This window comes from Cellulophaga sp. L1A9 (genome assembly GCF_009797025.1).
Lineage (GTDB): Bacteria > Bacteroidota > Bacteroidia > Flavobacteriales > Flavobacteriaceae > Cellulophaga.
Genome location: NZ_CP047027.1, coordinates 4634941 through 4659753, shown reverse-complemented (window position 1 = coordinate 4659753; position 24813 = coordinate 4634941). Strand labels below are relative to the sequence as shown.

Annotated in this window: 22 protein-coding genes; 4 read left to right on the top strand and 18 right to left on the bottom strand. The window is 35.4% G+C overall.

Annotated features, from left to right (window positions below; translation table 11 throughout):
• Positions 1–227: 227 nt before the first annotated feature.
• Entirely contained in the window at positions 228–1001 is a 774-nt protein-coding gene (locus GQR94_RS20405) for a polysaccharide lyase family 7 protein (protein ID WP_158978722.1), read from the top strand.
• 76 nt (positions 1002–1077) lie between these two features.
• On the opposite strand, the gene GQR94_RS20400 is transcribed toward GQR94_RS20405, so the two are convergent.
• The 5 genes from GQR94_RS20400 to GQR94_RS20385 all read right to left on the bottom strand — a co-directional run bounded on the left by GQR94_RS20400 (position 1078) and on the right by GQR94_RS20385 (position 4657).
• Positions 1078–1632, bottom strand: coding sequence for a heavy metal-binding domain-containing protein (locus tag GQR94_RS20400; RefSeq protein ID WP_158978720.1), 555 nt, complete (start codon positions 1630–1632; stop codon positions 1078–1080).
• 110 nt (positions 1633–1742) lie between these two features.
• Positions 1743–2348 (bottom strand): hypothetical protein, encoded by a 606-nt coding sequence (locus GQR94_RS20395; protein WP_158978718.1) that lies wholly within the window; start codon positions 2346–2348, stop codon positions 1743–1745.
• A 4-nt stretch (positions 2349–2352) separates the two neighbouring features.
• Positions 2353–2544, bottom strand: a complete 192-nt coding sequence (locus GQR94_RS22750; RefSeq protein ID WP_233268510.1) for a YHYH protein — start codon at positions 2542–2544, stop codon at positions 2353–2355.
• The gene (locus tag GQR94_RS20390) at positions 2489–3340 is read right to left on the bottom strand and encodes a YHYH protein (RefSeq protein WP_233268508.1); all 852 of its coding nucleotides are present in this window, start codon (positions 3338–3340) and stop codon (positions 2489–2491) included. Before GQR94_RS20390 ends, GQR94_RS22750 begins: the two co-directional genes overlap by 56 nt.
• 417 nt (positions 3341–3757) lie before the next feature.
• Positions 3758–4657, bottom strand: a complete 900-nt coding sequence (locus tag GQR94_RS20385; protein ID WP_158978716.1) for a DMT family transporter — start codon at positions 4655–4657, stop codon at positions 3758–3760.
• Positions 4658–5445: 788 nt separating this feature from the next.
• Between GQR94_RS20385 and GQR94_RS20380 the strand changes: the two genes are divergently transcribed.
• Together GQR94_RS20380 and GQR94_RS20375 are read left to right on the top strand one after the other, a co-directional pair.
• Complete coding sequence (locus GQR94_RS20380) at positions 5446–7065, top strand: thiol-activated cytolysin family protein (RefSeq protein ID WP_158978714.1); 1620 nt, start codon at positions 5446–5448, stop codon at positions 7063–7065.
• 392 nt (positions 7066–7457) lie between these two features.
• Positions 7458–8717, top strand: coding sequence for a DUF2130 domain-containing protein (locus tag GQR94_RS20375; protein ID WP_158978713.1), 1260 nt, complete (start codon positions 7458–7460; stop codon positions 8715–8717).
• A gap of 126 nt (positions 8718–8843) precedes the next feature.
• On the opposite strand, the gene GQR94_RS20370 is transcribed toward GQR94_RS20375, so the two are convergent.
• The 6 genes from GQR94_RS20370 to GQR94_RS20345 all read right to left on the bottom strand — a co-directional run bounded on the left by GQR94_RS20370 (position 8844) and on the right by GQR94_RS20345 (position 17499).
• The gene (locus GQR94_RS20370) at positions 8844–9812 is read right to left on the bottom strand and encodes an ornithine cyclodeaminase family protein (RefSeq protein ID WP_158978711.1); all 969 of its coding nucleotides are present in this window, start codon (positions 9810–9812) and stop codon (positions 8844–8846) included.
• A 214-nt stretch (positions 9813–10026) separates the two neighbouring features.
• Positions 10027–11298: a cytosine permease gene (locus tag GQR94_RS20365; RefSeq protein ID WP_158978709.1), complete on the bottom strand. Its 1272-nt coding sequence runs from the start codon at positions 11296–11298 to the stop codon at positions 10027–10029.
• Between the two features lie 6 nt (positions 11299–11304).
• Positions 11305–12750, bottom strand: coding sequence for an aminoacyl-histidine dipeptidase (locus GQR94_RS20360; RefSeq protein WP_158978707.1), 1446 nt, complete (start codon positions 12748–12750; stop codon positions 11305–11307).
• A complete protein-coding gene (locus GQR94_RS20355; RefSeq protein ID WP_158978705.1) occupies positions 12751–14019 on the bottom strand; it encodes a cytosine permease in 1269 nt (422 codons plus the stop codon). It abuts the gene before it with no gap.
• Positions 14019–15074, bottom strand: coding sequence for a hypothetical protein (locus GQR94_RS20350; protein ID WP_158978703.1), 1056 nt, complete (start codon positions 15072–15074; stop codon positions 14019–14021). Before GQR94_RS20350 ends, GQR94_RS20355 begins: the two co-directional genes overlap by 1 nt.
• A 67-nt stretch (positions 15075–15141) precedes the next feature.
• A complete protein-coding gene (locus tag GQR94_RS20345; RefSeq protein WP_158978701.1) occupies positions 15142–17499 on the bottom strand; it encodes a TonB-dependent receptor in 2358 nt (785 codons plus the stop codon).
• 133 nt (positions 17500–17632) lie between these two features.
• On the opposite strand from GQR94_RS20345, the gene GQR94_RS20340 reads away from it, so the two are divergent.
• A complete protein-coding gene (locus tag GQR94_RS20340; RefSeq protein ID WP_158978699.1) occupies positions 17633–18868 on the top strand; it encodes a hypothetical protein in 1236 nt (411 codons plus the stop codon).
• Between the two features lie 32 nt (positions 18869–18900).
• On the opposite strand, the gene GQR94_RS20335 is transcribed toward GQR94_RS20340, so the two are convergent.
• The 7 genes from GQR94_RS20335 to GQR94_RS20305 form a co-directional block, all read right to left on the bottom strand.
• On the bottom strand, positions 18901–20022 hold the full coding sequence (locus tag GQR94_RS20335; RefSeq protein ID WP_158978697.1) for an ABC transporter permease: 1122 nt from the start codon (positions 20020–20022) through the stop codon (positions 18901–18903).
• An 85-nt stretch (positions 20023–20107) separates the two neighbouring features.
• The gene (locus GQR94_RS20330) at positions 20108–21214 is read right to left on the bottom strand and encodes an ABC transporter permease (protein WP_158978695.1); all 1107 of its coding nucleotides are present in this window, start codon (positions 21212–21214) and stop codon (positions 20108–20110) included.
• An 89-nt stretch (positions 21215–21303) separates the two neighbouring features.
• Positions 21304–22038: an ABC transporter ATP-binding protein gene (locus GQR94_RS20325; RefSeq protein ID WP_158978693.1), complete on the bottom strand. Its 735-nt coding sequence runs from the start codon at positions 22036–22038 to the stop codon at positions 21304–21306.
• Positions 22035–22940: an ABC transporter ATP-binding protein gene (locus GQR94_RS20320; RefSeq protein ID WP_158978691.1), complete on the bottom strand. Its 906-nt coding sequence runs from the start codon at positions 22938–22940 to the stop codon at positions 22035–22037. The genes GQR94_RS20325 and GQR94_RS20320 overlap by 4 nt, the downstream gene beginning before the upstream one ends.
• Before the next feature lie 6 nt (positions 22941–22946).
• Positions 22947–23405, bottom strand: a complete 459-nt coding sequence (locus GQR94_RS20315; protein ID WP_158978689.1) for an OsmC family protein — start codon at positions 23403–23405, stop codon at positions 22947–22949.
• Between the two features lie 19 nt (positions 23406–23424).
• On the bottom strand, positions 23425–23895 hold the full coding sequence (locus GQR94_RS20310; protein ID WP_158978687.1) for a hypothetical protein: 471 nt from the start codon (positions 23893–23895) through the stop codon (positions 23425–23427).
• A 10-nt stretch (positions 23896–23905) separates the two neighbouring features.
• Entirely contained in the window at positions 23906–24808 is a 903-nt protein-coding gene (locus tag GQR94_RS20305; RefSeq protein WP_158978685.1) for an HlyD family secretion protein, read from the bottom strand.
• Between the last annotated feature and the right edge of the window lie 5 nt (positions 24809–24813).

Below are 24813 nucleotides of genomic sequence, written 5' to 3'. Positions count from 1 at the left end.
AGCGTTAAAAAAATAAGGAGGGTTGTGAGCTCCTGCGTTTATTGTATTTGTTATTTTTTAAGGTTTAAATATTTAATATTTAGTAAATGTTTAATTTATTGTGAATTTGTAAATATTTTGTTTTAATTTTTGTCAAATTGATTTTGTATAGATTTTTTTCGTAAAATTGGTGAACCAAAATGGTAAACCAATTTGGACCCCAATTTTATTAATTTAAATAATTACACATGAAAAGAATGACCAATTACAAATTTTTAGCAACGGGTATTTTCTCCGTTGCAGTATTTTTAACAAGCTGTAGCCAATCCGAACAGGAAGAAGTAGTATTAGCTCCAGAAGCTTTGGAAGCACCAAAACTCAGTGCCAAAGTGTATCAAATTTCAGATTTCTATATTGAGACGAGTTGGCTCAGTGGGGAGAATAGTAGATCTACAACATCTTTTAGTTCTACGGGGACGGATAACGAAAGTTGGTATGATAAAAATTCCAGTGGATATTACATTATGAAAAGTTTAGCTACAGACGGTAACCGCACAGAATGGAAAGAGATTGAAGAATCTTCATTGACAAACGGTAAAAGTATGATCTATAAAGCAAAAGTGGAGTCCATACCTGAAAACGGAGTGACCATAGCACAAATTCACAATAGAGGGAATAATGTAAACAGACCTTGGTTACGTGTTTTTATAGATGACGATCGTAAAATTAAGATTAAAGTAACTACAAATAATCCTTCTAACAGTTCTGGAACGTATCAAGAATATACGGGAGCTACATATTCTCAGGGAAGTGATTATATTTTAGCGATTACGTATAATGGCGGTGGCGCTAATGTAAAAGTTACCACATCTAGTGGATCAACTATCATTAATAAAACCATATCACCCTCTAGTTCATGGAACAGCTATTCTAACACCTACTACTTTAAAGCAGGGGTGTATACTGAGGGAGATGACAAGCAGCCTAAAATTACATTCAACTATTTCTATTTTAATGACTAAAAAGTGATGTAATAAAAAATAAAAGACCACCCTAATCAGGTGGTCTTTGTTATTAGAAATAGTGGATTGCAATGCGCTATTTGTTTTTTGAAGCACAATCGATACAAGTACATTTCCCTGATTCGCAGATGCATTTCCCGTCTTTATTCATGACGCAATCTTTATTCTTTTGGTGTTTTTTGCAATTTTTGTCGGTACACTTACCATCTTCTCCTATTGTACAGGTCATTTTTTTTGCATGTTCTTGGCAATTTGCACATGCACAGGTATCGCCCTCACATTTACACTTGCCATCTTTATGCATTTCACAGGTCATTTTACCAGCATGTTCTTTACAATTTGCACATATACATTGCTCACCCTCACAAGAACATTTCCCGTCTTTATGGGCTTGGCAAGTGGCACCAATTTCTTTATCGGTTAACATCAAATCCATCTTACATACAGGGCAACTCCCTGCTTCATGGTATGTTTTACCATCTTCACAATTCATAGGACAACTATAAGTTGCTTCAGCAATTTCTGAAATTCTATCAGGTTTAACTTCTTCTTTTTTGTCTTTACAAGCAGTAAAAATGCTTAGAGTTACTAGACAAATTACTATCGGTAGTAGAATTACTCTGAATTTCATAAGGATTGATTTTTTTAATAAGGTAAGTTATTTGTGTTTATAATAAAAGTAAATAGACAATCAGATCGTATTAGTTTGACAACAAAAAAAGTGATTAAAAAACAATTAAACTATATTTTTTTCTTCTTTGACCAATAAAAATAGGCGAGACTTAGCAGTACTAAAATAGCTAACAGCAGTCCTAAGTGCTTGGTGCCACGATAAGACTCTTTTACGAGTTTATTATTTTCAACATGAAGCGTTGCTTTATAGTCATTGTCTACATTTAAGATTACTTTATCTTTTAGTGTACCTAAGGCAACAGAAAATATAGTTTGATGTTGATCATTCTCTCCAAACGCATCAATGGAAATAGCAATAGTTCTTATATCTTTAGGAAGATTATCTGTTAGAAATTTAAAATCAGTTTGGTGATTCCCTAATTTAATCCCTCGATCGTTCAATAAAAAAACTTCATTATTAAGCGTTAAATCAAAATGATCTTTGATGTAACGCACGGCTAATTCCTTGTATTTTTCTGTCGTAATTGTTGTAAAATCTTCTGTTAGATACTGCTTTTTTAAAGCTTCATTTAGTCCGTCTTGACTTACACTAATGCTTAGAATGCCTAAATTATCCTTTAGTTCTAAATAGTATAGTGCAGATAATGGATTGTGAGCTAGGAGAGAAGAGAAGCTTAGAACAGTAAATAGCAAGAATAACATGTATTTTTTCATCTTTTTATCTAAACTTAAAACCACGTGTTGCTGCAACTCCTTTTAAGCATTTAGGAACATTTGGAGCTCTAGTTGTACTGGCAACATAATGGTAAATTCCATTAGGATATTCTGCGGTATTCGCTGTTCTACCACCGCAATCATCTACATCTGAAGGTTCCTGTGCATACGCATAGATAGGGAAACCATCTAGCAAAACCAATTAATTTTACCGTTGACACTTGTTCTATTAAGGTACATGATACTTCTGTAATATGATGCGCCGCTAAAACTTGGTTCATTACTTCTGGTACAAAATGCCAATGGTAATATCCAGCAGGATCATTATGACCGCCACAAGGATCTAAAGAAGGGATGTTACCTCCGGTAGCATTGGGCATTGGCGGACCATTGATTACCGATGGTGGGTTACCATTAATGGGAACACCATCTAATGAAACGCCCACTAATTCAATAGTTTCAATAACATTATTGGTACCTGATAGCTTTGGTGCTGCAGGAATTAGGAACGTAAGTTTTAAATCGTTATCAGGAGCTGCAGCCAAACAATACTCAAAATTAGTATCTGGTCGCCCAGAATTGAAATCATCCATTCGGATATTTCCTTTATCATCTATAATATCATATCCATCGGCTTCCATAGCATGAAACAAACTAGCCCTTAACACTTGAAAACCCGGGTTTGTTGCGCCATCATAAGTACCTAAACCACCTATATCTTCAATAGTTTCAGGACAGTAAGGTCCATCTTCTACTGGGTTGCTAGAAAATACCAATTCATAACAATCTCCCGTAGTGCCATCTTCTAAGGTACAAGCTACTTTATTATAGGATAATAAAGAGGTCGCATTAAAATAGCTTTTTTTAATAATATCATCCTTGGAGATTATCAAATCTGAATAGAGAACCGGATTGTTCGCTCCAAAAATAAAAAACAGGGGCGTTAAAACTAGTGTGGTGCATACAGCTATTATTAGTTTGGTGCGTTCCATAAATAATTTTCAGGATATTGTGTAGTAATCGGTAAACATCCAAAATTAAAAAATAGTATAAAAATGAAATCAGTGAATAACCTGTTTTAATCAGTGAAATAGAATTTAAGATACAAACGCTATTTTTTTTTCTGTTGATGCTCTGTTTGTACTTCCGTCGCGTATGGTAACGAGTAAAATAAAAAAGCGATACTCCTGAGAATAGTCCCATCTCTGATAATGGCACGGTATTGTTTAATTTATCCGCAATTCAAAAGAGTTATACTTATGGGTCTGGATTAGGTTGTATTAACCGGATGCAGAGTTACACACAGGATATAAATATTCTCTTTTGATCCTAAGGGCCTTATGATGATCAGTTTCAAAGGAAGTTACAATATAATTAGAGGTTGATGTTCCAATATTCAGGGCACTATCTTAAGAATATAAAATCAGAAATACACCAGCCATGATACCTACTAACGGCACAAGCTTTTTCCGCTTGTTTTGTTCTTTAAAGATAATACCACCAACTACTACGGCAATAATAATCTGACTCCGTTTTATGGCTGAAAGTAACATAATTAAAGCATCAGGATCTTGTAAGGCTTTAAAATAGAAGTAATCTGCTATTTGCAACAGAATCCCTACAAGAGGAATAGACCAACGCCATTTAAACGCTTTTCTTTTTTCTGCATTTGGAAACCAGGTAATGCTTAAAATTACCAATAGAATAAGAACCGTATACAAACAAAACCAGAATTGTAGTGTCTGCGGATTTAAGTGTACGGTTTGAATTAAAAACTTATCATACAGACCACTAGAGGCACCTAAGAAAGTAGCACCGATAATGGCAAAAATCCATTTGTTGCGTTTAAAATGAATGCCTTCTTTTTTTCCTATTTTGGAGTAAAGCATTACTGATAAGATGATCAGAAAAAAACCAATCCATTGGTAAAAGTTGGGTTTCTCTTGATAGATGGTTATGGCGCCAATAAATGTAAAAAACGGACCAGCAGAACGTATGGGAGTTACAATAGTTATCGGTAAATGTTTTAGGGCTTGATACGCTAAAACCCATGATGCCGCCATGATAGCAGATTTTATTGCGATAAAGCCATGTGTTTTCCAGGGGATAGCTGTGATATAGAAGTCCATTTTCACCATCTCTTCTTTAAAGAAATGAGAACCAATATAAAAGGGGACGATCAATAAAAAACCTGAAGAAATAGTACCCAAGAGTACTGGAAAAACTTCGTTTCCTTGTACGGCATGTTTTTTACATAAATTGTGTAAACCAAGAAATAAAGCTGCTAAAAGACCAAGATACATCCACATAATGCGCGCGAAGATATCGATTTATTAAACTTTAGCTAGAATTTATAAGACCAACATCATTATGGAATTTAAAAATTTCCCTAATAAAAAATCTTTTGGTTGGGTGCTAATATCTTCACCCTAGTTCTTGGGTGTATAAGAAAATAACTATAATTAATTACAATCTAGAAGATATCAATGCATGAGAGAAAGAAGCTTTTATAAGTAAACTAGTGAGTTCCATTAGTACCGCAATTACATGCTATGCTATTTTTTAAATTACTGGGGCCTACTTTATAACTTCATTGGTTTTAGGTGCCATAATTTATCAGTTTTTAAAAAGGAAATGTATTCGTTTTGCTTCTAACACCTCGTTAGCGTAGTACAAGTATAAGTGCATGAAATTTTGCACTAATCATTTATTTTAAAATTTTAAAGCAATGTATGTCTTCAGAAAAACCATAATCCAGTATATGCCATGAGGCTTTCATCAACAGAAATTGCAGCATAATAATGTACTTCACCCAGAACAATTTAAATCATAGCAGTAATAGTATCGCTAAATTAAATACTTCAAGCCAATAAATTACCTCAATAAAACAATGGATAGAGGACTACAAAGCTCTTCTATTGCATATCAGTTGCAACGCTTTTTTCCCGAAGTTTAAAACTAAAACCAATTACGTACCCTTACGCATTATCTTACAGACCTACGTATTTCGAGAGAACTACGAATAAAATACCTTGCAGATCTTTAAGGAGCCGCAGTTCAATTGATCGTACAATTTTATAATAACAACAATAACATTATGAAAACATATAATAATTCATTTAACAACCATTTATCGAATTGGCATTTCGGGTCTATTCTTTTTTTCACCTGCTTCCTTAGTGTTCTTTTTAATGCCTCATGTAGTAAAGAGGAGGAATCACAGACGTACCCTGCCATGACAAATGCGGCCAAACTAACGGCATTTAATGCGGAGATAAATACGCTTTCGCCCTTTGAAAACCCAATAGTTATTGATCCTCCAGAAGAGATTTCATCGGAACCAGCTGAAGAAACAGGTGATTATTTGTGCAGTACAAAAAGATTCAAAGCAGCTCCTGAATATAATGAAATGCTTTTGTTAGATCCAACAACTAGTGTAATATACCCTGGTGCATTGATTAGAGGAGAATCTATAGCCACTGGAGAGTATATTCCTATAGTTGCCAGTCGTAAGCCTATTTCTATTTCTGTTTCGTTGCAGAATATTACAGGTAGTCCAAGCCGTACCGTAGAAGATCCAAAGCTCTCTACAATTCGCGAGGCCATAAACGATATATTAAGCACAGAGGTTACGGGAGCAACAGCTTCTAAATTATCTTTTGAGGTTTCCAATGTGTATTCAGAAGAACACCTTAAAGGTTCAATAGGGGCAAATTATAATAGTACGACAGTAGATGTAGGGAGTTCTTTTGATTTTTCATCCGAAAAAGTGGAAAGTAGAGTTGTGGTTAAATATGTACAAAGTTATTATACCATTGATATGGATGCTGTTGAAAATCCTAGTGATTTATTTACAGAGCTACCTGAAGTAGCTTCTCTAGGAGCTACTTTACCAAGTTATGTTTCAACGGTAACGTACGGTCGAATGATTTTATTTACCGCTACCTCTAGTTATTCTAATACAGAAATGAACGCTGCTTTTAGTGCTGCTTTTGAAGCTGGTATTTCTAGTGGAAATGTACAAATAGATGCTTCCTATCAAAATATAATTAATAATTCATCTATTAAAGCCTTTGTTATGGGAGGATCTGGAGCAGAAGCGGTACAAGCAGTAACAGGTATTGAGGGCGTGAAAAGTTTTATTTTAAGTGGTGGTAATTATACCAAAGATTCGCCTGGAGCTCCATTATCCTATACCTTAAGAAATATAAGTAACAATGCGATATCTAATATTGTATTAGCCACAGAATATAGCGTACAACAGTGTGAAAAAATTAGATCTAGATTTAAAATAACCCTTTCGGATCTTAATTGTTCCGGAGTTAAAGGGGAGACCGATGGTATTGCTGAAATGTTTGGATCTGTGACACTATTGACTCAAAATGAGCATGAGTCACTCCTACAAGGAATTATTAATTTTGGCACTTATTTGTGGGGTCCATATGATAGCGGCAGCTATCAAACAACAAGTAATTTTCAATTAGCTATAAATTCCTCAATAACTGTTGTTCTTGAAAATCCAGGACCCGAGAGTTACATTTATCTATTGGGAGTGCTTAAAGAATATGATCCTACCATTTTTGATGCGGACGAAGATCTAGGATCCGATAGTAAAAAACTATTTCTTGCCGATTTATTATCGGGGAGTGCCACTTTAAATTTTAATGGGGATGGAGATTTTGCAACAGCCAATTTCATCATAGAAGCTTTAAACTAAAATAATTAGGTGAATTTTCGGAGTGTTTTTTCATGGTTCATCAGAAGCCCTAACAAAATCGTTAGGGCTTTTGTATTTTTAAATCTATCTAGGTCATAATTAGTAAACCTTGTACTGCCCTAAAATCAAGGGAGCCCATTAATTTCTAAAACAACCTGCTTTGTGGTTTAGATTTTGAAGATACATTGAGTAAATTTGCAGAGAAGAATAACTAAATTTTAGACCTTTAGTCGCATTGGTAATTATATTTACCACATTTTTAATCCTGATAAAAGGGTTGCAAGCGCAAAACATAAACCTATGCTGATTACCAAAAGTGGTGTTGCTGGTGTTTTGTGAAATGGCCTAAAAAGTAGATGTAGTATGGCGACAAAGATGAAAACCGAAGTAGCATGAAAAACGAAACTCAAATAAAATGCCCTAATTGTGGAACATCCATAGACGTTCAGGATATTTTATCGCATCAATTAGAAGAAGAAATAAAGCAGAAATATCAGTCTCAAATTGCAGAAGAAAAGAGAAAATACCAGCAGGAGCAGGAGAAACTGAAACAAGAAAAAATAATATTCGAACAAAAGAAGAAACAAGAAAATGAATTGTTTCAAGAGCGCTTAGATAATCAACTAAAAGCAGGTAAAAAAGAGATTGAAGCCAAGCTTAAAAAGAAACTAACAGAAGAACAGTCGGAACAGTTTAATGCTTTACAAAAAGAATTGAATGAAAAGTCAGAACAAGTAAAAGAACTAAATCGCTCTAAAGCCGAAATAGAAAAACTCAAAAGAGAAAAAGGCGAATTGAAAGAGGCGGCTGAAGCAGAAGCTCAAAAAAAGCTTAATGAGATTCTTATTGCTGAAAAAGAGAAGATTAAGAAATCGGAAGAAGATAAAAATGAATTGCGTTTTAAGGAAATGCAAAAACAATTAGAGGACCAAAAAAAGCTTACGGAAGAAATGAAACGTAAGCAGGAGCAGGGTTCCATGCAGTTACAAGGAGAAGTACAAGAATTAGCGATAGAAGAATGGTTGGCAGCTCAGTTTCCTTTAGATACCATAGAAGAAATAAAAAAAGGAGCGCGAGGAGGCGATTGTATTCAAATAGTGAATACGCGAACGGAGCAGCATTGTGGAAAAATCTACTACGAGAGCAAGCGTACCAAGGACTTTCAGCCTAGTTGGATCGAGAAATTTAAAAATGATATCAGGGAGAGAGGCGCCAATATTGGTGTTTTAGTTACTGAAGTGATGCCTTCTGATATGGATCGAATGGGACTTAGAGAAGGTATATGGATTTGCAATTATGATGAATTTAAAGGACTCTGTAAAGTATTGCGAGAGTCAATTATCAAAGTAAATCTAGCACTTAGTACCCAAGAAAATAAAGGAGACAAAATGGATATGCTTTATGATTACTTAACGAGTAATCAGTTCAGAATGCAAATAGAAGCCATTGTAGAAGGGTTTACTTCTATGAAAACTGCCCTAGACAGTGAAAAAAGAGCCATGCAGCGTATCTGGAAAGAAAGAGAGAAACAGATAGAGAAAGTAACCAACAATACGATAGACATGCATGCGGCTATAAAAGGAATCGCCGGGAATGCTATTCAATCGGTTAAAGCTTTAGAACTTCCTGGAGGCGATGAAGCATTTTTATAACGAATAGCCGATGCTATATAATTTGCATTATAACGCACAATAGGCGTCTTAAAGTAAAGGACGAAAAAAAAGGGTATTAGGTAGATGGAACAATCTTCCTAATACCCTTTTTCAATGATGGATAAATTAATCTTTTTGTTCCTTGTTAAACTTTTTAAATACTTCATAGGCAAATGCTAAATCTTCAATGCCAAGACCCAAGGAAGCAAAGACCGATGGCATGTTTTGATAGCTTCTGTTATTCTGTGAGACCAAATCAAAGACGCTTTTTTCAATAAGATCTTTTGGTGTCCTCTCCATTTCATTTGCGGCAATAATAAGCTCGCCTTTTTGTTGCTCAGCAGCATAATAATTATCTACAATAACGGCTGAGTTTAAAACAATATCAGAAGCGAGTTCTCTATTTTTAGGATCCCAGGCGCCAACGGCATTTATATGTACATGACTACGTAATCCTTTTTGTGAAATAAGAGGCATTTTTGCACCGGTAACGGTACACACTATGTCAGAAGCGTTAGCAGCTTCTTGTGCTGTGCTACATTTTGTAAATGTAATACTAGGGTAGAGGTCAGTTACCTTTTCTATAAAATTATTTAGATTTTCTTGATTTCTTCCGTACACAAAAACAGATTTAATTTCGCGAACTAGCAAAATAGCCTGTAGATGAGAATAGGCCTGTGTCCCTGTTCCTAATATTCCTAAACTTTCAGCATTAGGGAGAGCGGTATAATCTGTAACTAAAGCGCTGACCGCAGCAGTTCTCATTTCTGTCATGGTGTGGGCATCAAAATTAGCGAGAAGCTGTCCTGTCTCCGTTTCAAAAAGATGGAATATTCCTTGATGAGAACTTAGCCCTTTTTTATGGTTGTCAGGAAATATACTTAATATTTTTACGCCCATAATGTTATAGGGTTTAAAGTAAGCCGGCATTAATCCCATGATACCATTTGCGGGTTCTGGAAGTTCCATTTTAGAGCGTAGAGGGTTCAGTATATTTTCATCAGAAGCAATCTTAAAAAGAGCTCTCATGACCTCGATGCATTCCTTCATACTAATTAATTCGTGTATTTTATGTTGATCGAAATAATGAACCATAAGTATCTATATTTATAAGGTGTGAAGGATGGTGTTAAGACTAAATTGTCTGCACCTTTTGTGTAAACGAAGGTATTGATTTCTTACGTAATGGCAGGGAACGATGAGCGTTCTTTTTGTTTTAGAAAAGCGAATTACTGTACGTCTTTTAAGAAATAATCAACGCCTTAAGTGGTAAATAAACAGGAGTCAACTAATATTGTTACGCAAGTAATTAGTCTGTTGCCCTAGAGTTGAATATAGCTTTCCAATTCAATACACCATATAATAATCCACCAAGTATAAAGGAATCTATAAAATAAGCGTGTGTGAGTTGAAAAATTTCCAAATACGTAAATAGGGTGATAATAGAACTAAGCACCCAACTGATTAAGGCCTTAGGTTGCCATTCTGGAATTTCATCCAATTCATAGCGTTGTTTTTTTACCCAATAAAAATTGATGATGTAAATAGCGGAAATGGATGGCGCTAAAACACCCAGAAAATTTAAAAAATCAAATAAGTATTCGGAGAATCCCAATAATGCGAATAGAATCCCAAAAACACTTGCGATCAGGACTATTTTTTTAAAAGCCCATTCCGTTTTTATAGTGGAAAATGTCAATACTGTGGAATATAAATTACTCGCATTACCTACCCAAGTAGATATCAATAATAAAACGAAGGCTGGAATGACCAAACCTAATTCCTGCATTACTTTAATAATATCTACTTCCCCTGTTTGTATCGAAGGAATAGCACTAAATAAAAGTGCAACAGGAAAGCCAATAGTAATCCCTAATACTGCAATCATACTCTGCTTATCATTATAGATAAATCGTGAGAAGTCTGCCATCATCACAGGAAAAAGAATGGAAGAGCCCACCAGTATAGAAGTGGCTTCAAATAAGGTCATTGTAGGATTATCAGGAACAAAATTTATTACCGCTGTAAGTGACATCCCTTCGTCAAATGAAACATAAATAACATAGCATAAAAAAAGGGTAAGCACGGGTACCGCAAAATTTGCCAAACGCTCTAAACTTTTAATTCCATAGAGTGTAGTACCGGTGATCATGGCTCCCATAATGATGATGATGGGCCATTGTGGAAGCGCTACTGCAAAGGTGTCAAGCGCCGTATCTACTACAGCAACAGATAGTAATTCTAGGGCTACTGAAAACCATCCTAAAAGTGTAATTCCGAAAATAAAATTCATGATTTTGGCGCCCTGCCTGCCAAAACTAAAATGAAGGATCATATACGTAGAAAGCCTAGATCTATTCCCAATTTTAGCTGTTGCTAAACACATCAACGTTAATACAACGGTACTGATACCAAAAGCCCACAAAGCATCTTTGAAACCAACACCTAAAGCCACTTCAGAACCCAAAAATAATATAGGAAGAGTCAGGCCTGTCCCAGCTATTATAATGGCGATAAGCCAGCCAGAAGTAAAATCTTTAGGCTGTACTTTTGTATTTGCGTATTGGTTGTCTTCGGCCATAATTGGTTATTCTAGTTGCTTAAGAAGTGTGGTCAATAGTTTCCAGAATTTCTGAGTAGAACTTATTTGTAAACGTTCTTCTGGCGAATGAGCTCCAAGGATATTTGGACCAAATGAAACCATTTGCATCGTAGGGAAAGTACCTGATAATATACCACACTCTAATCCGGCATGGATAGATTTTACAAGTGGCAAGGCTCCATTAAGTTCGGTATAACATTTTTTGGTAAGATGTAACAATTCACTTTCAGGATTAGGCTCCCAACCTGGATAGGGACCAACTTCGGTAACCTCTGCAAAAGCAAAGCACTCTTTTATTTTATTAGCGAGTTCATTCCGCTCTTGATCAACAGAACTTCGGGTATGACAGGCTGCATGAAACTTGCTGTCTCCAAGATGTAAAATAGCAATATTGTTAGACGTTTGTACCAAGTCGGCAATACCTTTAGTCATGGAGTATACGCCATTCGGGATAGTCAATATAGCCTTTAGGAGCTGATTTTGAGTTTTAGTGTCTAAAACACCTGTAGTATTTTTTGTTTTTATATACTCCAATTTTAGACCTGGGTCTGTAGCGCTATATTTCTCTTTAAGCTGCGTTGAAATGTCTGTAAACGTTTGCGAAAACACTTCACATTTATCTTTTTCAACGGCCACTATGGCCCACCCGTTTCTAGGAATTACATTGGTTAATGTACCAACATTTATACTATGAATGCTACACCCTGTTTTTAAGGCCAACTGGTCTAAGCACTCCGCCAATACAATAATTGCATTTGCTTGGTTTAGGTGAATTTCTACACCAGAGTGACCTCCTGCCAATCCACTAAGCTTAATTTCAAATAAACTATAATTCTTGGCATCTAAAAGTTCTAAAGCGTAGGTGCCATCTATAAGTACATCAACACCACCTGCACAGCCAATGGTAATAATATCATCTTCTTCTGAATCCAAATTCAATAGCATGGTTCCTTTTAGTTGCTCTTTAGTCAAAGCCATAGCACCAGTCATACCCATTTCTTCATCTACTGTAAACAAAGCTTCAATAGGAGGGTGTTCTAAGTCTTTAGAAGACAATACTGCCATAATTGCTGCAACGCCAATTCCGTTATCAGCACCTAATGTGGTTTCTTTTGCTTTGACCCAATCTCCATAAACAAACATTTTAATCCCTTGCGTGTCAAAGTTGAAATTTGAATTTGGTTCTTTTTGATGCACCATATCCGTATGTCCTTGAAGTACGATAGTTCTGTGATCTTCCTTACCGGGAGTACCTGGTTTTCGGATGATGACATTTCCAATAGCATCAACAGAGGTCTCTAGGTTTAGAGAGGTGCCGAAGGCAATCATAAATTGAGTGATTTCCTCTTCCTTGGTAGATGCTCTTGGTATGGCATTTATAGCTTCAAAATGCTGCCAAATAGCTTTAGGTTCTAAATTAGTAATAGACATTTAGTTACGTATTTTCTTTAAAATTAGATATAAGGTAAAGGCGACAATAAAAGAGTCGAAAAATGATATAGAGGTTAAGGTAATATAATCAAAAGCCCCTAAGTAGGCTACAATACAAGCTACGATCCAACTAACTAATGCAGAAGTATCCAACTGGGGTAATTCGTTAAAACGTGCTAACTCATACTGTTGCTTTTTTACAAAGAAAAAGTCAGCAATAAAAATAGCAGAAACAGGAGGGATGAATATGCTAGAAATATTTAGAAAATCAATAAAATGAGTGGCAACACCAAAAAGAGCCAATAGGGTTCCAATGCAACTTGCTACGATACCCAATTTAGCATCTTTTGTTTTAGTGAATACCGTAGATAAGGTAAGTTGGGTAGAGTATAAATTTGCGGTGTTCGTGGTCCAAGTTGAAAATATGAGGATACACAAGGCTGGAATCGTCAAGCTTAGGCCTATCATAATTTTCATGATATCAATTTCTCCTGTAATAAGGCTCGGTATTCCACCTGCTAAGAGTACTAAGGGGAACCCGATAGTCAGCCCCAAAATTGAAATTAAACTATCCTTATCTGTTTTAGCAAATCGGGAATAATCTGGCATTAATACAGGCGTTAAAATAACCATACCCACTACTGCTGAAATGGCTTGCGTGGTTGTCATAGAGGCATTTCCGGAAATTTGCAAAAGTGTGTTCATGCTATTCTGGGAAGTAGTGATATAAAGTACATAAACTACAAACAAAAGCATTAAAGGTACTGCGACAGATGAGAAACGTTCAATAATCCGAAACCCATAAATGGAGGTTAAGGTCATTAAGATACTACCCAATATGATACCGATCCAAACAGGAAAAGATACATTGAAAAGTTGCGCAAATGCATCTGTTAATGCTTGTCCGAATATTTCTACGGTCACCGCATACCAACCTAAGAGTGTAATGGCAACGAGCAAGTTGATGAGTAAAGCTCCTTTTTTTCCAAAGGAAAAATGAAGGAGCATATAGGTAGATAAACGGGTTCTGTTCCCAATAATAGCGGTCACCGTGCAAAGAATACTTAGCACGAGGCAAACGCCCATAAAGACCCAAAAGGCTTTTTCTAACCCTAGGGCCTGAGTTACTTCTGAACCAACAAAAAAAACGGGTAATGTTACGCCAATACCTACGATAATAGAAGCAATACGAATGCCGTTGACTGTTTTATCTTCAGGAACTTTAGTTCTTGAATAATCATCGATAATCGGTGCTTCTTTATCTAGCATTAATACGTTCCTATTAGTTTTTCAGCCAAGGGCTTCAGGGTAGGGTGTGTGTACACACCATCTTCTACTATTTGTATATCATCTAGGTAAATACTTACTTTATTCACAATCCCATCAAAATGAGATTTAGCAACTTGCCCTAGTGGTGGCATATCCATAGGACTTGTATGACCGAAGCCAAAATCTACACCACCCCACACACGCTCGTCTTCAACAATTTCTCCACACATTTTTCGTACACTAGGGTTAATCCCAAACATATTATGAGATATTTTATACATGTTGGGGTCATCGAAAGAAGCTAAATATTTTTTAAATTTTTCAGCTTCTTTTTCTGTGCCTTTTACATCGACGATAGTACTGTCTTTCATTGTAAATGCTACGCTATTATCATTTCCATAGATATCGGTATGTTGTAATAAATCAAAAACAATGGTCCCGTTCATACTTCCTATTTTGGGTACGATATTTACATATCCGGGAGCAGTCCCAAATTTAGGCATTGAAAAATCACCATCATCAATATCAAAGGAATAATCTAGATTAATATCATACGATACATCCGTACCGTTGGCACTAGTTATACGTATGGTTTTGCAATCAAGAATCATATCTTTTACCTTGTTGAGCATTTTACCTAAATCAGGTACGCTGTACCCTGTAAATGTTCTTTTTAAGGATTGTACGCTAGAATCAGCAATGATTAAATAACGTAATTTTTTATTATTTTTAAAAGCATTTTCCCAAATATCAGAATATAAAAGAACGGTAGAATTACATTCTAACCAAACATCTACATTACTCAAAGTGGCAGTCAATGCAGCTGCTGGCCAATCTTTGACTCCTGCTTGTCCGTCTTCTTTTGCTTTTGGCGTCCAGATCAGTAGTGGCAATCCGCCAATTTCAGAAGCAGCGTCTGCAAAGGCTTGCATAAGTTGTGGATCAGAACCAGAATCGGCCGTAATGGCAACAGATTCCCCTGCTTTTACCTTAAACATATCTTGTATTATTACCTTGGCAACCAAGGTGCAGTCTAAATTCGTATTAGTGCTCATAGTATTTGTGTTATATAAACGTAAGGAGTAATATTTTTAAGGGTATCTTCTTTTTACTAAAAAAATATTAGAAATTGATTGAAACTGAAGCACCGTATGTTGCCGGTCTGCCTCTCCATCCAAAGTCATCAAAACCACCAAATGTTGATCCTGGAACATACTCTGTATAGTATTGTTTATCTAATATGTTATTTCCCCAGATGGTAAATTTTAAGTTGTCAAAAGAAATAGAAGCACGTGCATCTAGCAATTGGTAGGCATTTGTTGTAAATGCATCTGAGTTATTTTCATCCCAATAAGTTTTTCCTGTGCTATTTAGGTTAATAGTGCCGTCAAAATTTATTTTTTCGGTCAAAGCAAAACTAGATTCTAAACCTATATTGAAGTTATTTTGGGGAACAAAAGGAGTCTTTTTACCATTAAAGGCATTAAGATCTGTTGCGGTACCATCAACACCACCTGTAGTACCACCTTCTGTAATTTCAGAATCAACAAAACCATAATTAGCTAATAAATCTAAGAACTTAGACAATCTAAGTTTTGCATCAAATTCAAAACCAATAATTCTACTCTTATCATAATTGTAGTTTCCAGGAAAAAAGGTGTCTAGGTCAAATATATACTGCTGTTGGTTAGAGAAATCTGTGTAAAAAGCAGAGCCATTTAAAATAAATCGGTTGTTCCACATAGAAGATTTGAAACCTAGTTCAAAATTATCCGTCAATTCATCTTCATAATCTCTGTTAAAACGATCGGTCACTGCAGGATTAAATCCACCTGTTCGGTATCCTCTTCCGTAATTAGTATAGACCAAAACATTCTCGGTAGCTTGATACGATATAGAAGCCTTAGGTTGTACTATATTATTAGAGCGCTCAAAAGTATCCCCAGATAAATGATCTTCTTGTTTGAAAGTATCATTATCGTATCGGAAACCTGCCGAAGCCGTAAGTTTGTCCGTTAACTTATAATCTATAAAACCAAATAGGGCATAGGTTTTTGTTGTGTTGATAACATCTGCAGCTACACCATAAAACAATTCATTTAAATCAAAATCACGACTCAAGCCATCTTGAAAGAAAGGCTTTTCTATATCTTGATAAAAACCACCAGCACTCCAATTAATTTTTCCCTCAGAAGCGACATTATTAAAGCGTAGTTCTTGATTAAATGTTCTGGTTTCAGCGGTTTCTCCTTGTGTAAAATCATCAAAAGGAATAAAGTCTAAATCGCCACTCAAAGAACGATCAACATAGTTGTAGGAAGTAATACTTTGCATTTTAACTTTGCCAGGAGTATATTCTAAAGAAAGGCTTCCAAAGGCATTGTTGATATCCGATTTTCCAGGTTCATCATGGTTGATAACATTATTGCCGTCTTCTGGGTTTGGAGAAAGTGTTCCTCCAGGAGCGCCATCTACAAAGATATTTCCCGTAGGATTTACGGAGTAGTATGCGGCGCCGCCACTTACATCAATAAATTGTAGTGTAGCACTGGCTTTGAAATTGTCTGCAATTCTAGCGATAATCTGACCTCGAACATTGAATTCTCTAGAGAAATCTACTTTTTCATTAGTATATTCATTCGTTAATAAACCGTCGAAGTTTTTAAACTGCGTAGATAAGCGGTAGAATACTTTATCTTTTTTAATAGCACCTGAAGAAACAAATTGCGTTAATAAAGCATTTGCATTTCCATAGCCTAAGGTTAAATTGTTTTTGTTCGTATTTACAGGTTCTTTAGAGTAAATGTTAATAGCTCCTCCAATGGCATTTTTACCATAAAGTGCCCCTTGAGGACCTTTCACTACTTCTATCAAAGCCAAATCAAACAATTCTTGATTTAATAAACTTGGATCTGGAATGGTAACACCATCTATAACAAAAGCCACAGGCGCATCTGCATTTCGTATTTGAGGAATACCTCTTATGGTTAAGAAGTTAATTCCTGCAGCTTGTGAGCTGTTTAATTTTAGGTTAGGTACCAATTTCGCAAAATTGGTAACATTGTTAATGCCATTTTTCTCAATGCCCTCACTGTTTAAGGCGGTTACAGATTCTGGGATAGACTGTATTGATTCTGTCCGTTTCCGAGCCCTACCAACAACGCCTGTAAACCCTTGGACAACAACCTCATCTAAGGCCTTAGCATCTTCTTCCATAGCAATACTAAGTACAGTTTTACCTGTTGTAGGTACTTCCTGATTTTTAAAACCGATATAAGAGAATTCTAATAGTGCGCCTGTAGCTACAGAAATTTGAAAATTTCCATTAAAGTCGGTAGTCACCCCATTGGTGGTTCCTTTTTCTATAATATTGACGCCAGGTAAGGCATCCCTGCCATCTGTGACCACACCACTAATGGTGGTGCGCTGTGCCAAGCTTAATAGGGGTAGTAATAATAGTGTAAATAGTACATTTCTCATAGTCCTCAGTTTTTTGAAATAATTACGCTTTGGTTAGTTTTATGTGTTATAAATTTAATCTTCACCTATTAATTATGATTATTTATACTTATTAAAATATTATTTAATAATTTTATAATGAAAATCGGAATTTATGAAAAAACAGGAAGTAGACTCTTTACCACTGACTGCAGCATACTTTGAACTATTACTAGAAGATCTATATGCAAAATTTAAGGAGAATCATAAACTAAAAGAACTTCCTAAGTCCATGCAGTTTTTTGGTTACGGTAACTACAATACAGAGAAGCCCAACCTTAAGAGTGATCTGGAACAAATAGGGAGCGATTTTATTAATGGTAAATATTTATATGATAAGGAGAGAGATTATCATAAAGGAAAACCAATCATAAAACTCAATAGGTATTATAAGGCTATCGTCTTATTATATCTTGGATATGAATCCATTGATCATTTTTTAAGTAAGAATACCTTAGGCGATGTAAGCGAAAAGAAGCAACTAGATCTGTTGTATGATGCTACTGCGAACCAAACCTACTACTATGTAAATTATTATTTTGGAGAAGAAAATTTAATTCTAAAAGGAGAGACGGTAATTTCTAATAACTGGAAAAAGGTGAAGCATACCTATGTGTACCCCAAGGAAGACGGGAGTATTGAAACTCACTATAATTTTGGCAATATTATTCGCCGTGAAGATACTTTGCATATTAATTCTAAGACCTTATTAGATGGTAAGTTGGTAGAAGGAGCTAGTGAAATTTATTATGTAGGACACAATGATCTTGCTTCTTTAAAATTTTTAATTGGTACCTACTGTACTTTTGATAATTATACCAATACCGTAGCGGGGGAAGCAATTTGGGAAAAATGTGCTTCTAAGGAGGATATGGAAGAACGGGTAAAAGATCCGAGGATTCCGCCCTATATTGCCATGGAAGTAAGGAATAAGCGCATCGTAAACAAGAGTATTGTACCCACTCAATTTTTAGAAATTTCTAATCACAGTCCCTATGCTTCTATCTATGAAAGTCTAACAGGTACGTATGAATTTAATTTCTTAATAGATGGCGTAGGGGTAGAGCAATTAAAATTTAAGATCGCGCCTAATAATTATAAGATGATTCCGCTTACGGAGAATGTGTATTTTGAAAATGATAGTTTAAAACTTTTGAATAAAGGTTCCGTAGTGCATTTTAGTTTTGATTTTACAGGGATTATCGCTTTTGATCAAGTGCAGATGTATTTTAAAACCTATTTTTTAAAACCGAATAGCGAAATACAAAATGGTACATTTAGTGGTATTGATAATGAAAATAGATTAGTAAATGGGGAAGTAAGTATTCAATTTGAAGCGAATGTTTTCTAGGAGAACAATCTTAGAGTTTAATATATATTAAGTTATGTCGATTTTTTATAACTCCAAACCGCCAAACCATTCATTATAAATGCGTACAATACGGTTTTTAATAATTGTGGAAGAATATCCATAAAACCAGATCCTTTAAGCATCACCATCCGCATCACTTCCACAAAGTATTTTATAGGGTTAAAGGCCGTCATCATCTGTGCCCATTTTGGCATACTTTCAATAGGCGTAAACAAGCCACTCATTAATATAAAAATAACGGTAAAAAACCAAGCGATAAACATGGCTTGTTGTTGAGTGTCTGTAAAATTTGAAATAAACAATCCAATTCCTAATATCACTAAAATATAAATTCCCGTATATAAATACATGAGGGGTAAGCTGCCTAGCATAGGAACATTAAAGATACCTTTAGCAATAATAAGTCCAACAGTGAGTAAGCCCATTCCTATAACCCAAAACGGAAAGAGTTTGCCTATAATAAACTGACTTTTCTTAATGGGTGTTACATTAATCTGTTCTAAGGTGCCTATTTCTTTTTCGCGCACAATATTCATTCCTGAAAGAAATAGTGTAATCATGGTAACCAATAGCACTAAAATGCCAGGTACCATAAAGGTTTTGTAATTTAAGGTTTCATTGTACCAAAATAAAGGAATAGTTTCTATACGTGTTGTGGTTATAAGTTGGTCTGAGGGCTGTAATAAATCAACTTTTATATGTTGATTAAAACTTTGAATAATCTGTGTAACATACACATTTTCTACACCCGCTGCAGCACCATCAATAGCATTTATGGTAACCCCTAAAGTGTGGTATTTTTCCGTTTGTAAATCACGTTGAAAATAGCTTGGTATTTCTAAAATCACATTTACTTCTCCCTTTAGCATAGCGGCACTCGCTTTTTCTTGAGAAGGATAATTGGTCAGTACATCAAAATAAGTAGAGGCATTAAATTTTTCAATTAATGCTCTGGAAGTAGCCGTATGATCATGGTCTATAGCTCCAAATTTGATGTTCTTTATTTCGAAAGTCGCAGCATTTGATAAAATGATTAATTGGAGTAGGGGTAAAACAAAAATAATAGGCAGCATCCCTTTATTTCTAAAGATTTGCTTAAACTCTTTTTGTATGATGTATAGTATTATTTTCATATTATTTCCCATAAAATCGGGAATCTCTTTTTAGCTATTAATACTCGCGTTCTACTGCTGTTTTTTTATTTTACTAGGTGCTGTTTCATTCTAGTCTAATTTTATATTTTTTGACACTCAAGGCTATGAAAAACACCGTCATTCCTAATAAAATAAGAGTTTCTTTCCATAAATACTCTATACCTACCCCTTTTAGCATAATGCCTTTAATGATAAGAATAAACCATTTGGCAGGAATAATAGAACTAATGACCTGCAAGGGTACTGGCATGCTTGAAATAGGGAAAATAAAACCCGAAAGTAAAATAACGGGTAGCATTAATCCCATTAAAGAAATCATCATGGCGGTTTGTTGTGTTTTAGAAATGGTGGAAATTAAAATTCCCAATGCCAAAGCACTCACAATAAAAAGGATACTCTCTAAAGCCAACAGAAATAAGCTACCTTGTACCGGCATGTTAAAGATGAAAATACTCAAAACTACAATGACAATTGCGTTTATGATGGATAGAAAAATATAAGGAAAAACCTTGCCTATAATGACTTGAATTGGTTTTATCGGAGAGACTAACAATATTTCCATAGTACCCAATTCTTTTTCTTTTGTGATAGAAATAGACGTCATCATGGCAGAAACGAGCATAAGGATAATGGTCATGACTCCCGGAACAAACATATACACGCTTTTTAATTCTGGATTATAGACCATTCGGGTCTCAGGAACTATCTGGTATGGCGTGCTGCTGTCTTTGTTTAATTCTTTTTGGTATTGCTGTAGAATAGCATTGACATAGTTACTGATGGTATTCGCGGTATTCGGGTCCGTTGCATCGGTAACAATTTGAACGCTAGCTTTATGCTCTTTTATAAGGTTTTTGCTAAAGTCTTTCTCAAAATTTAATACAGCCTTTACTTCGCCTTTTTTAAAAACAGCAGCAATGTCTGCTTCTTTAGTGATAACTTGTTTAATACTAAAGTATTTTGAGGACCCTATTTTTGAAATAATTTCGGTGGTGTTTGCATCTTTTGAATGGTCTAGAATAGCAATATCAACATTATTAATTTCATTGGTTATCGCGAAGCCAAATAATAAAATCTGGGCAATAGGCATTCCAAAGAGGATAAACAAGGAGCGTCTATCTCTAAAGATATGGTAAAATTCTTTTTCTATGAAGCCTATAAATCTTTTCATTTTTGCTATAATTCCCTAATGGGATAATTTTTCTAGTTTTAATTTTGATGCTATTTTTAATAGTAAAGTCTTCTTTTTCTTAGCAGGAGTTAGGAGGGCACTCTGGCAAGTTTTAGAAACACATCGTTCATGCTATCTGCTTTGTATTTTTTTTTAAGGTTTTTAGGGGTGTCTAAAGCTTCTATTTTGCCATTCACCATAATGGAAACGCGATCGCAATATTCTGCTTCATCCATATAATGGGTAGTTACAAAAATGGTCGTTCCTTGATGTGCGGCTTTGTAAATCATTTCCCAAAATTGGCGCCTGGTAATAGGATCCACACCACCAGTAGGCTCATCTAAAAACACAATTTTTGGATCGTGAAGTAAAGCTACCGAAAATGATAGTTTTTGTTTCCAACCCAAGGGTAATGCGCCTACCAATTGATGATCTACATTTTCTAGCCCTAGTTCTTGGATTAATAAAGCAGACTTTTCTCTGATTTGTTTTCTTGATAAACCATAAATACCGCCAAAGAAAGTAATATTTTCTTGAACCGTTAAATCATCATACAAGGCAAATTTCTGACTCATATAGCCAATGTTTTTTTTGATGTCTTCTGCTTGTGTCAATACATCAAAACCTGCTACTTGTGCCTTGCCAGACGTTGGATTAGAAATTCCGATGAGCATTTTCATAGCCGTTGTTTTTCCAGCCCCATTGGCCCCTAAAAATCCAAATATTTCACCTTTATGCACATCAAATGTAATGGCATTTACAGCGGTAAAATCTCCAAATGTTTTTGTTAACCCTTCTACGTGTATGACTTTGTTGTCGTTCATTTTTTTGCTAATTCCATAAAAGTATCTTCAATGCTGGCAGTCGTTTTTTCTATAGTGATCTCCGAGAGGTTTTTAGCCGCCAAATATGCTTTTAAGTCCGCCGGATTAAAGTCCGATCTTTTATCAGTATAATGAACAAACTCGCCAAAAGGATACACGCTATGCTGGTGCTCATACGCTTTTAAACTATTGATGAGTTCATACATCGAATGGGCTCCCACATTGTAAATCTCTTTAGGATAGTGTTTTACTATTGCTCCTGGCGTATCTATCTGTAAAATTTTCCCATCTTGCAGCAGTGCAATTCTGTCACACAAGGCCGCTTCATCCATATATGGAGTAGATACTAAAATGGTAATTCCTTTTAGTTGTAAGCGTTTTAACATCTCCCAGAATTCTTTTCGGGATACCGGATCAACTCCCGTGGTAGGTTCATCTAAAAAGAGCACTTTTGGTTTGTGAATTAAGGCGCAGCACAAAGCTAATTTTTGTTTCATTCCCCCAGAAAGTTTTCCTGCCCTACGAGTTTTAAAAGGCTCAATCTGAACGTATATTTCTCTAATTAAATCATAGTTTTCTTCTATTGTAGTTCCGAAAATAGTAGCGAAAAATTTTAGGTTTTCCTGAACCGTTAAATCTTGATACAATGAGAATTTCCCAGGCATATAGCCCACACAGTTCCTAATTTTTTTATAATCTTCAACCACATCATATCCTGCGACTGTTGCAGTACCTTCATTGGCGATCAATAGGGTCGTAAGAATCCGAAATAAACTTGTTTTACCCGCACCATCTGGACCAATTAGACCAAAGAGTTCTCCTTCCTTCACTTCAAAAGAAATATCATGTAAGGCGGGTATCTTTTTGTAGGATTTACCAATATGGTTTACGGTGATGCTCATTTCATATTAATTTTGAACAGTTATTTTCGTTTCCATTGTAATTTTTGACGTAATTGAATTTGAAATTAAACAGGCTTTCTCAGATTTTTCAAGAATGCGTTCGGTTCTTTCGCGCTTGGCTTCATCGGCAATAACCACTTCAGGAAATAAGAGTACTTCACTAATGACAAACTTGCCATCTACTTTCTCTAAAATACCTCTAGAGTCACATTTGAAACTTAGGTACTCTAATTTTGAAAATTCGGCAATAGCCAAAAAAGTAGTCATTAAACAACTGCTGACCGCTGCCGTAAACAAATGTTCTGGCGACCAAATATTTGGCATTCCTCCGGGAAATTCTGGGGGTGTGGCAACTTCTAAACAATTAGATGCATTGGTTTCCTTATTGTGAAGCTCAGGAGAGCAAAGCAGACCTTTTCGGTCTTTCGTCCAACGAACATTGACATTATAAGTATGTTTTTCCATGGTATTTATTTTAAGATTGTTATTGAAAATAAGTAGCGTAAACCTTGAGATGCTCTTCGATACTTTGTTTTAATTTTAAAGCCTCTTCCAAGCTTTTAACTTCCGAAAGCCCTTTTATTTTTTTTATTAATGGATAAAGCCATAGGTGTAAATTATCATGAGAAGCACCTTTCATAGTACATTCTTTTACAATTTGGTTTTTTACTACGTTAAGTTTGCTGGCTAAGTGTACATATTCTTCAATAGTATGTGTAGTTTCAGATTGTAAAAGGGTTTGCATTTTAAGAACACCTTCCGTAGTTTCCTTATTCGCTTCCCATTTACGGCCATTATTCAAACTAAGGTCATTCATCCATGCTGTTTCAAATAATGCATCTGTCTGCGACGTCGTGGAGTCCGTTGAAGTATCTGTTGCTGTTTTTTTGTTTGTATTTTTACAGCTTGCCGTAAGCGTTGTGATTACGAATAAAAGCCCTATTATTTTTTTCATTTTCTAGGAATTAATTTTGGGTCTTATTTTTTAACCATAGTTCTGCGGGCATACCAATTTTTATACGACCATCATTTTCTACATCTATTTTTACGGCATATACTAAGGCAGTACGCTCTTCTTTTGTTTGAATAATTTTTGGTGTAAATTCAGCCTCAGAAGCAACCCAGCGAATACGTCCTTTATAGGATTTCATAGCAGCTCCATCATCTATTTTTACGGTAACTTCTTGGTCTATTTTTAAGCTTGCTAATTGCGTCTCACTTACATAAACGCGCAATTGCATCATCTTTAGGTCCGCAATTTTATACAGCGGTTTTCCAAAACTTACAATTTCATTAGGCTCCATATATTTGGTTAATACTGTTCCAGCAATAGGATTAATAATTTTACTTTTTTCTATTTGATCGTCGAGCTGTTTTAACTGCACATCAATGGCCTTAAGTTCATTCACTACGGGGGCATTCTGGATTTCTACACTTCTTATCTGACTTTTAATAACCGCTATTTCTCCCTGCACGTCATCTAGTTGTTTTTGTGTACCTGCATTATCACGAATCAAATGCTGCATTCTATCTTTATTAATGTTTCCTGTTTTTAACTTGGCATTTAGTACATTAATTTGAGATAGAACTCCTTTAGATTTTGAACTAATTATCGCCTTAGAAACCTGTAATTGTTCCCGTTTTAAAGCAAGTGGTATGGTATCAATATAGCCTATAAATTGAGCCTTACTAAGTGTATCGCCTTCCTGCACATCAAACTGCAGTAGTTTTCCGTTATTTTCGGCAGAAATGGTAATTTCTGTAGCTTCAAAATTACCATAACCATCTGCTGTACCGCTAGCATCGCTGCAGGAAAATAGGGTAGTGGCACTCATGCTGATCGTTAGTATAGCGTTGTATTTTTTCATTTTTA

Coding starts and splice junctions, on each gene's coding strand:
- GQR94_RS20310 (WP_158978687.1), bottom strand. CDS start 23,895: ATGAAAAAAATAATAGGGCTTTTATTCGTAATCACAACGCTTACGGCA.
- GQR94_RS20325 (WP_158978693.1), bottom strand. CDS start 22,038: ATGAACGACAACAAAGTCATACACGTAGAAGGGTTAACAAAAACATTT.
- GQR94_RS20355 (WP_158978705.1), bottom strand. CDS start 14,019: ATGCTAGATAAAGAAGCACCGATTATCGATGATTATTCAAGAACTAAA.
- GQR94_RS20365 (WP_158978709.1), bottom strand. CDS start 11,298: ATGGCCGAAGACAACCAATACGCAAATACAAAAGTACAGCCTAAAGAT.
- GQR94_RS20400 (WP_158978720.1), bottom strand. CDS start 1,632: ATGAAATTCAGAGTAATTCTACTACCGATAGTAATTTGTCTAGTAACT.
- GQR94_RS20385 (WP_158978716.1), bottom strand. CDS start 4,657: ATGTGGATGTATCTTGGTCTTTTAGCAGCTTTATTTCTTGGTTTACAC.
- GQR94_RS20370 (WP_158978711.1), bottom strand. CDS start 9,812: ATGGTTCATTATTTCGATCAACATAAAATACACGAATTAATTAGTATG.
- GQR94_RS20405 (WP_158978722.1), top strand. CDS start 228: ATGAAAAGAATGACCAATTACAAATTTTTAGCAACGGGTATTTTCTCC.
- GQR94_RS20330 (WP_158978695.1), bottom strand. CDS start 21,214: ATGAAAAGATTTATAGGCTTCATAGAAAAAGAATTTTACCATATCTTT.
- GQR94_RS20315 (WP_158978689.1), bottom strand. CDS start 23,405: ATGGAAAAACATACTTATAATGTCAATGTTCGTTGGACGAAAGACCGA.
- GQR94_RS20345 (WP_158978701.1), bottom strand. CDS start 17,499: ATGAGAAATGTACTATTTACACTATTATTACTACCCCTATTAAGCTTG.
- GQR94_RS20350 (WP_158978703.1), bottom strand. CDS start 15,074: ATGAGCACTAATACGAATTTAGACTGCACCTTGGTTGCCAAGGTAATA.
- GQR94_RS20320 (WP_158978691.1), bottom strand. CDS start 22,940: ATGAGCATCACCGTAAACCATATTGGTAAATCCTACAAAAAGATACCC.
- GQR94_RS20360 (WP_158978707.1), bottom strand. CDS start 12,750: ATGTCTATTACTAATTTAGAACCTAAAGCTATTTGGCAGCATTTTGAA.
- GQR94_RS20395 (WP_158978718.1), bottom strand. CDS start 2,348: ATGAAAAAATACATGTTATTCTTGCTATTTACTGTTCTAAGCTTCTCT.
- GQR94_RS20305 (WP_158978685.1), bottom strand. CDS start 24,808: ATGAAAAAATACAACGCTATACTAACGATCAGCATGAGTGCCACTACC.
- GQR94_RS20390 (WP_233268508.1), bottom strand. CDS start 3,340: ATGGAACGCACCAAACTAATAATAGCTGTATGCACCACACTAGTTTTA.
- GQR94_RS20340 (WP_158978699.1), top strand. CDS start 17,633: ATGAAAAAACAGGAAGTAGACTCTTTACCACTGACTGCAGCATACTTT.
- GQR94_RS20375 (WP_158978713.1), top strand. CDS start 7,458: ATGAAAAACGAAACTCAAATAAAATGCCCTAATTGTGGAACATCCATA.
- GQR94_RS20380 (WP_158978714.1), top strand. CDS start 5,446: ATGAAAACATATAATAATTCATTTAACAACCATTTATCGAATTGGCAT.
- GQR94_RS20335 (WP_158978697.1), bottom strand. CDS start 20,022: ATGAAAATAATACTATACATCATACAAAAAGAGTTTAAGCAAATCTTT.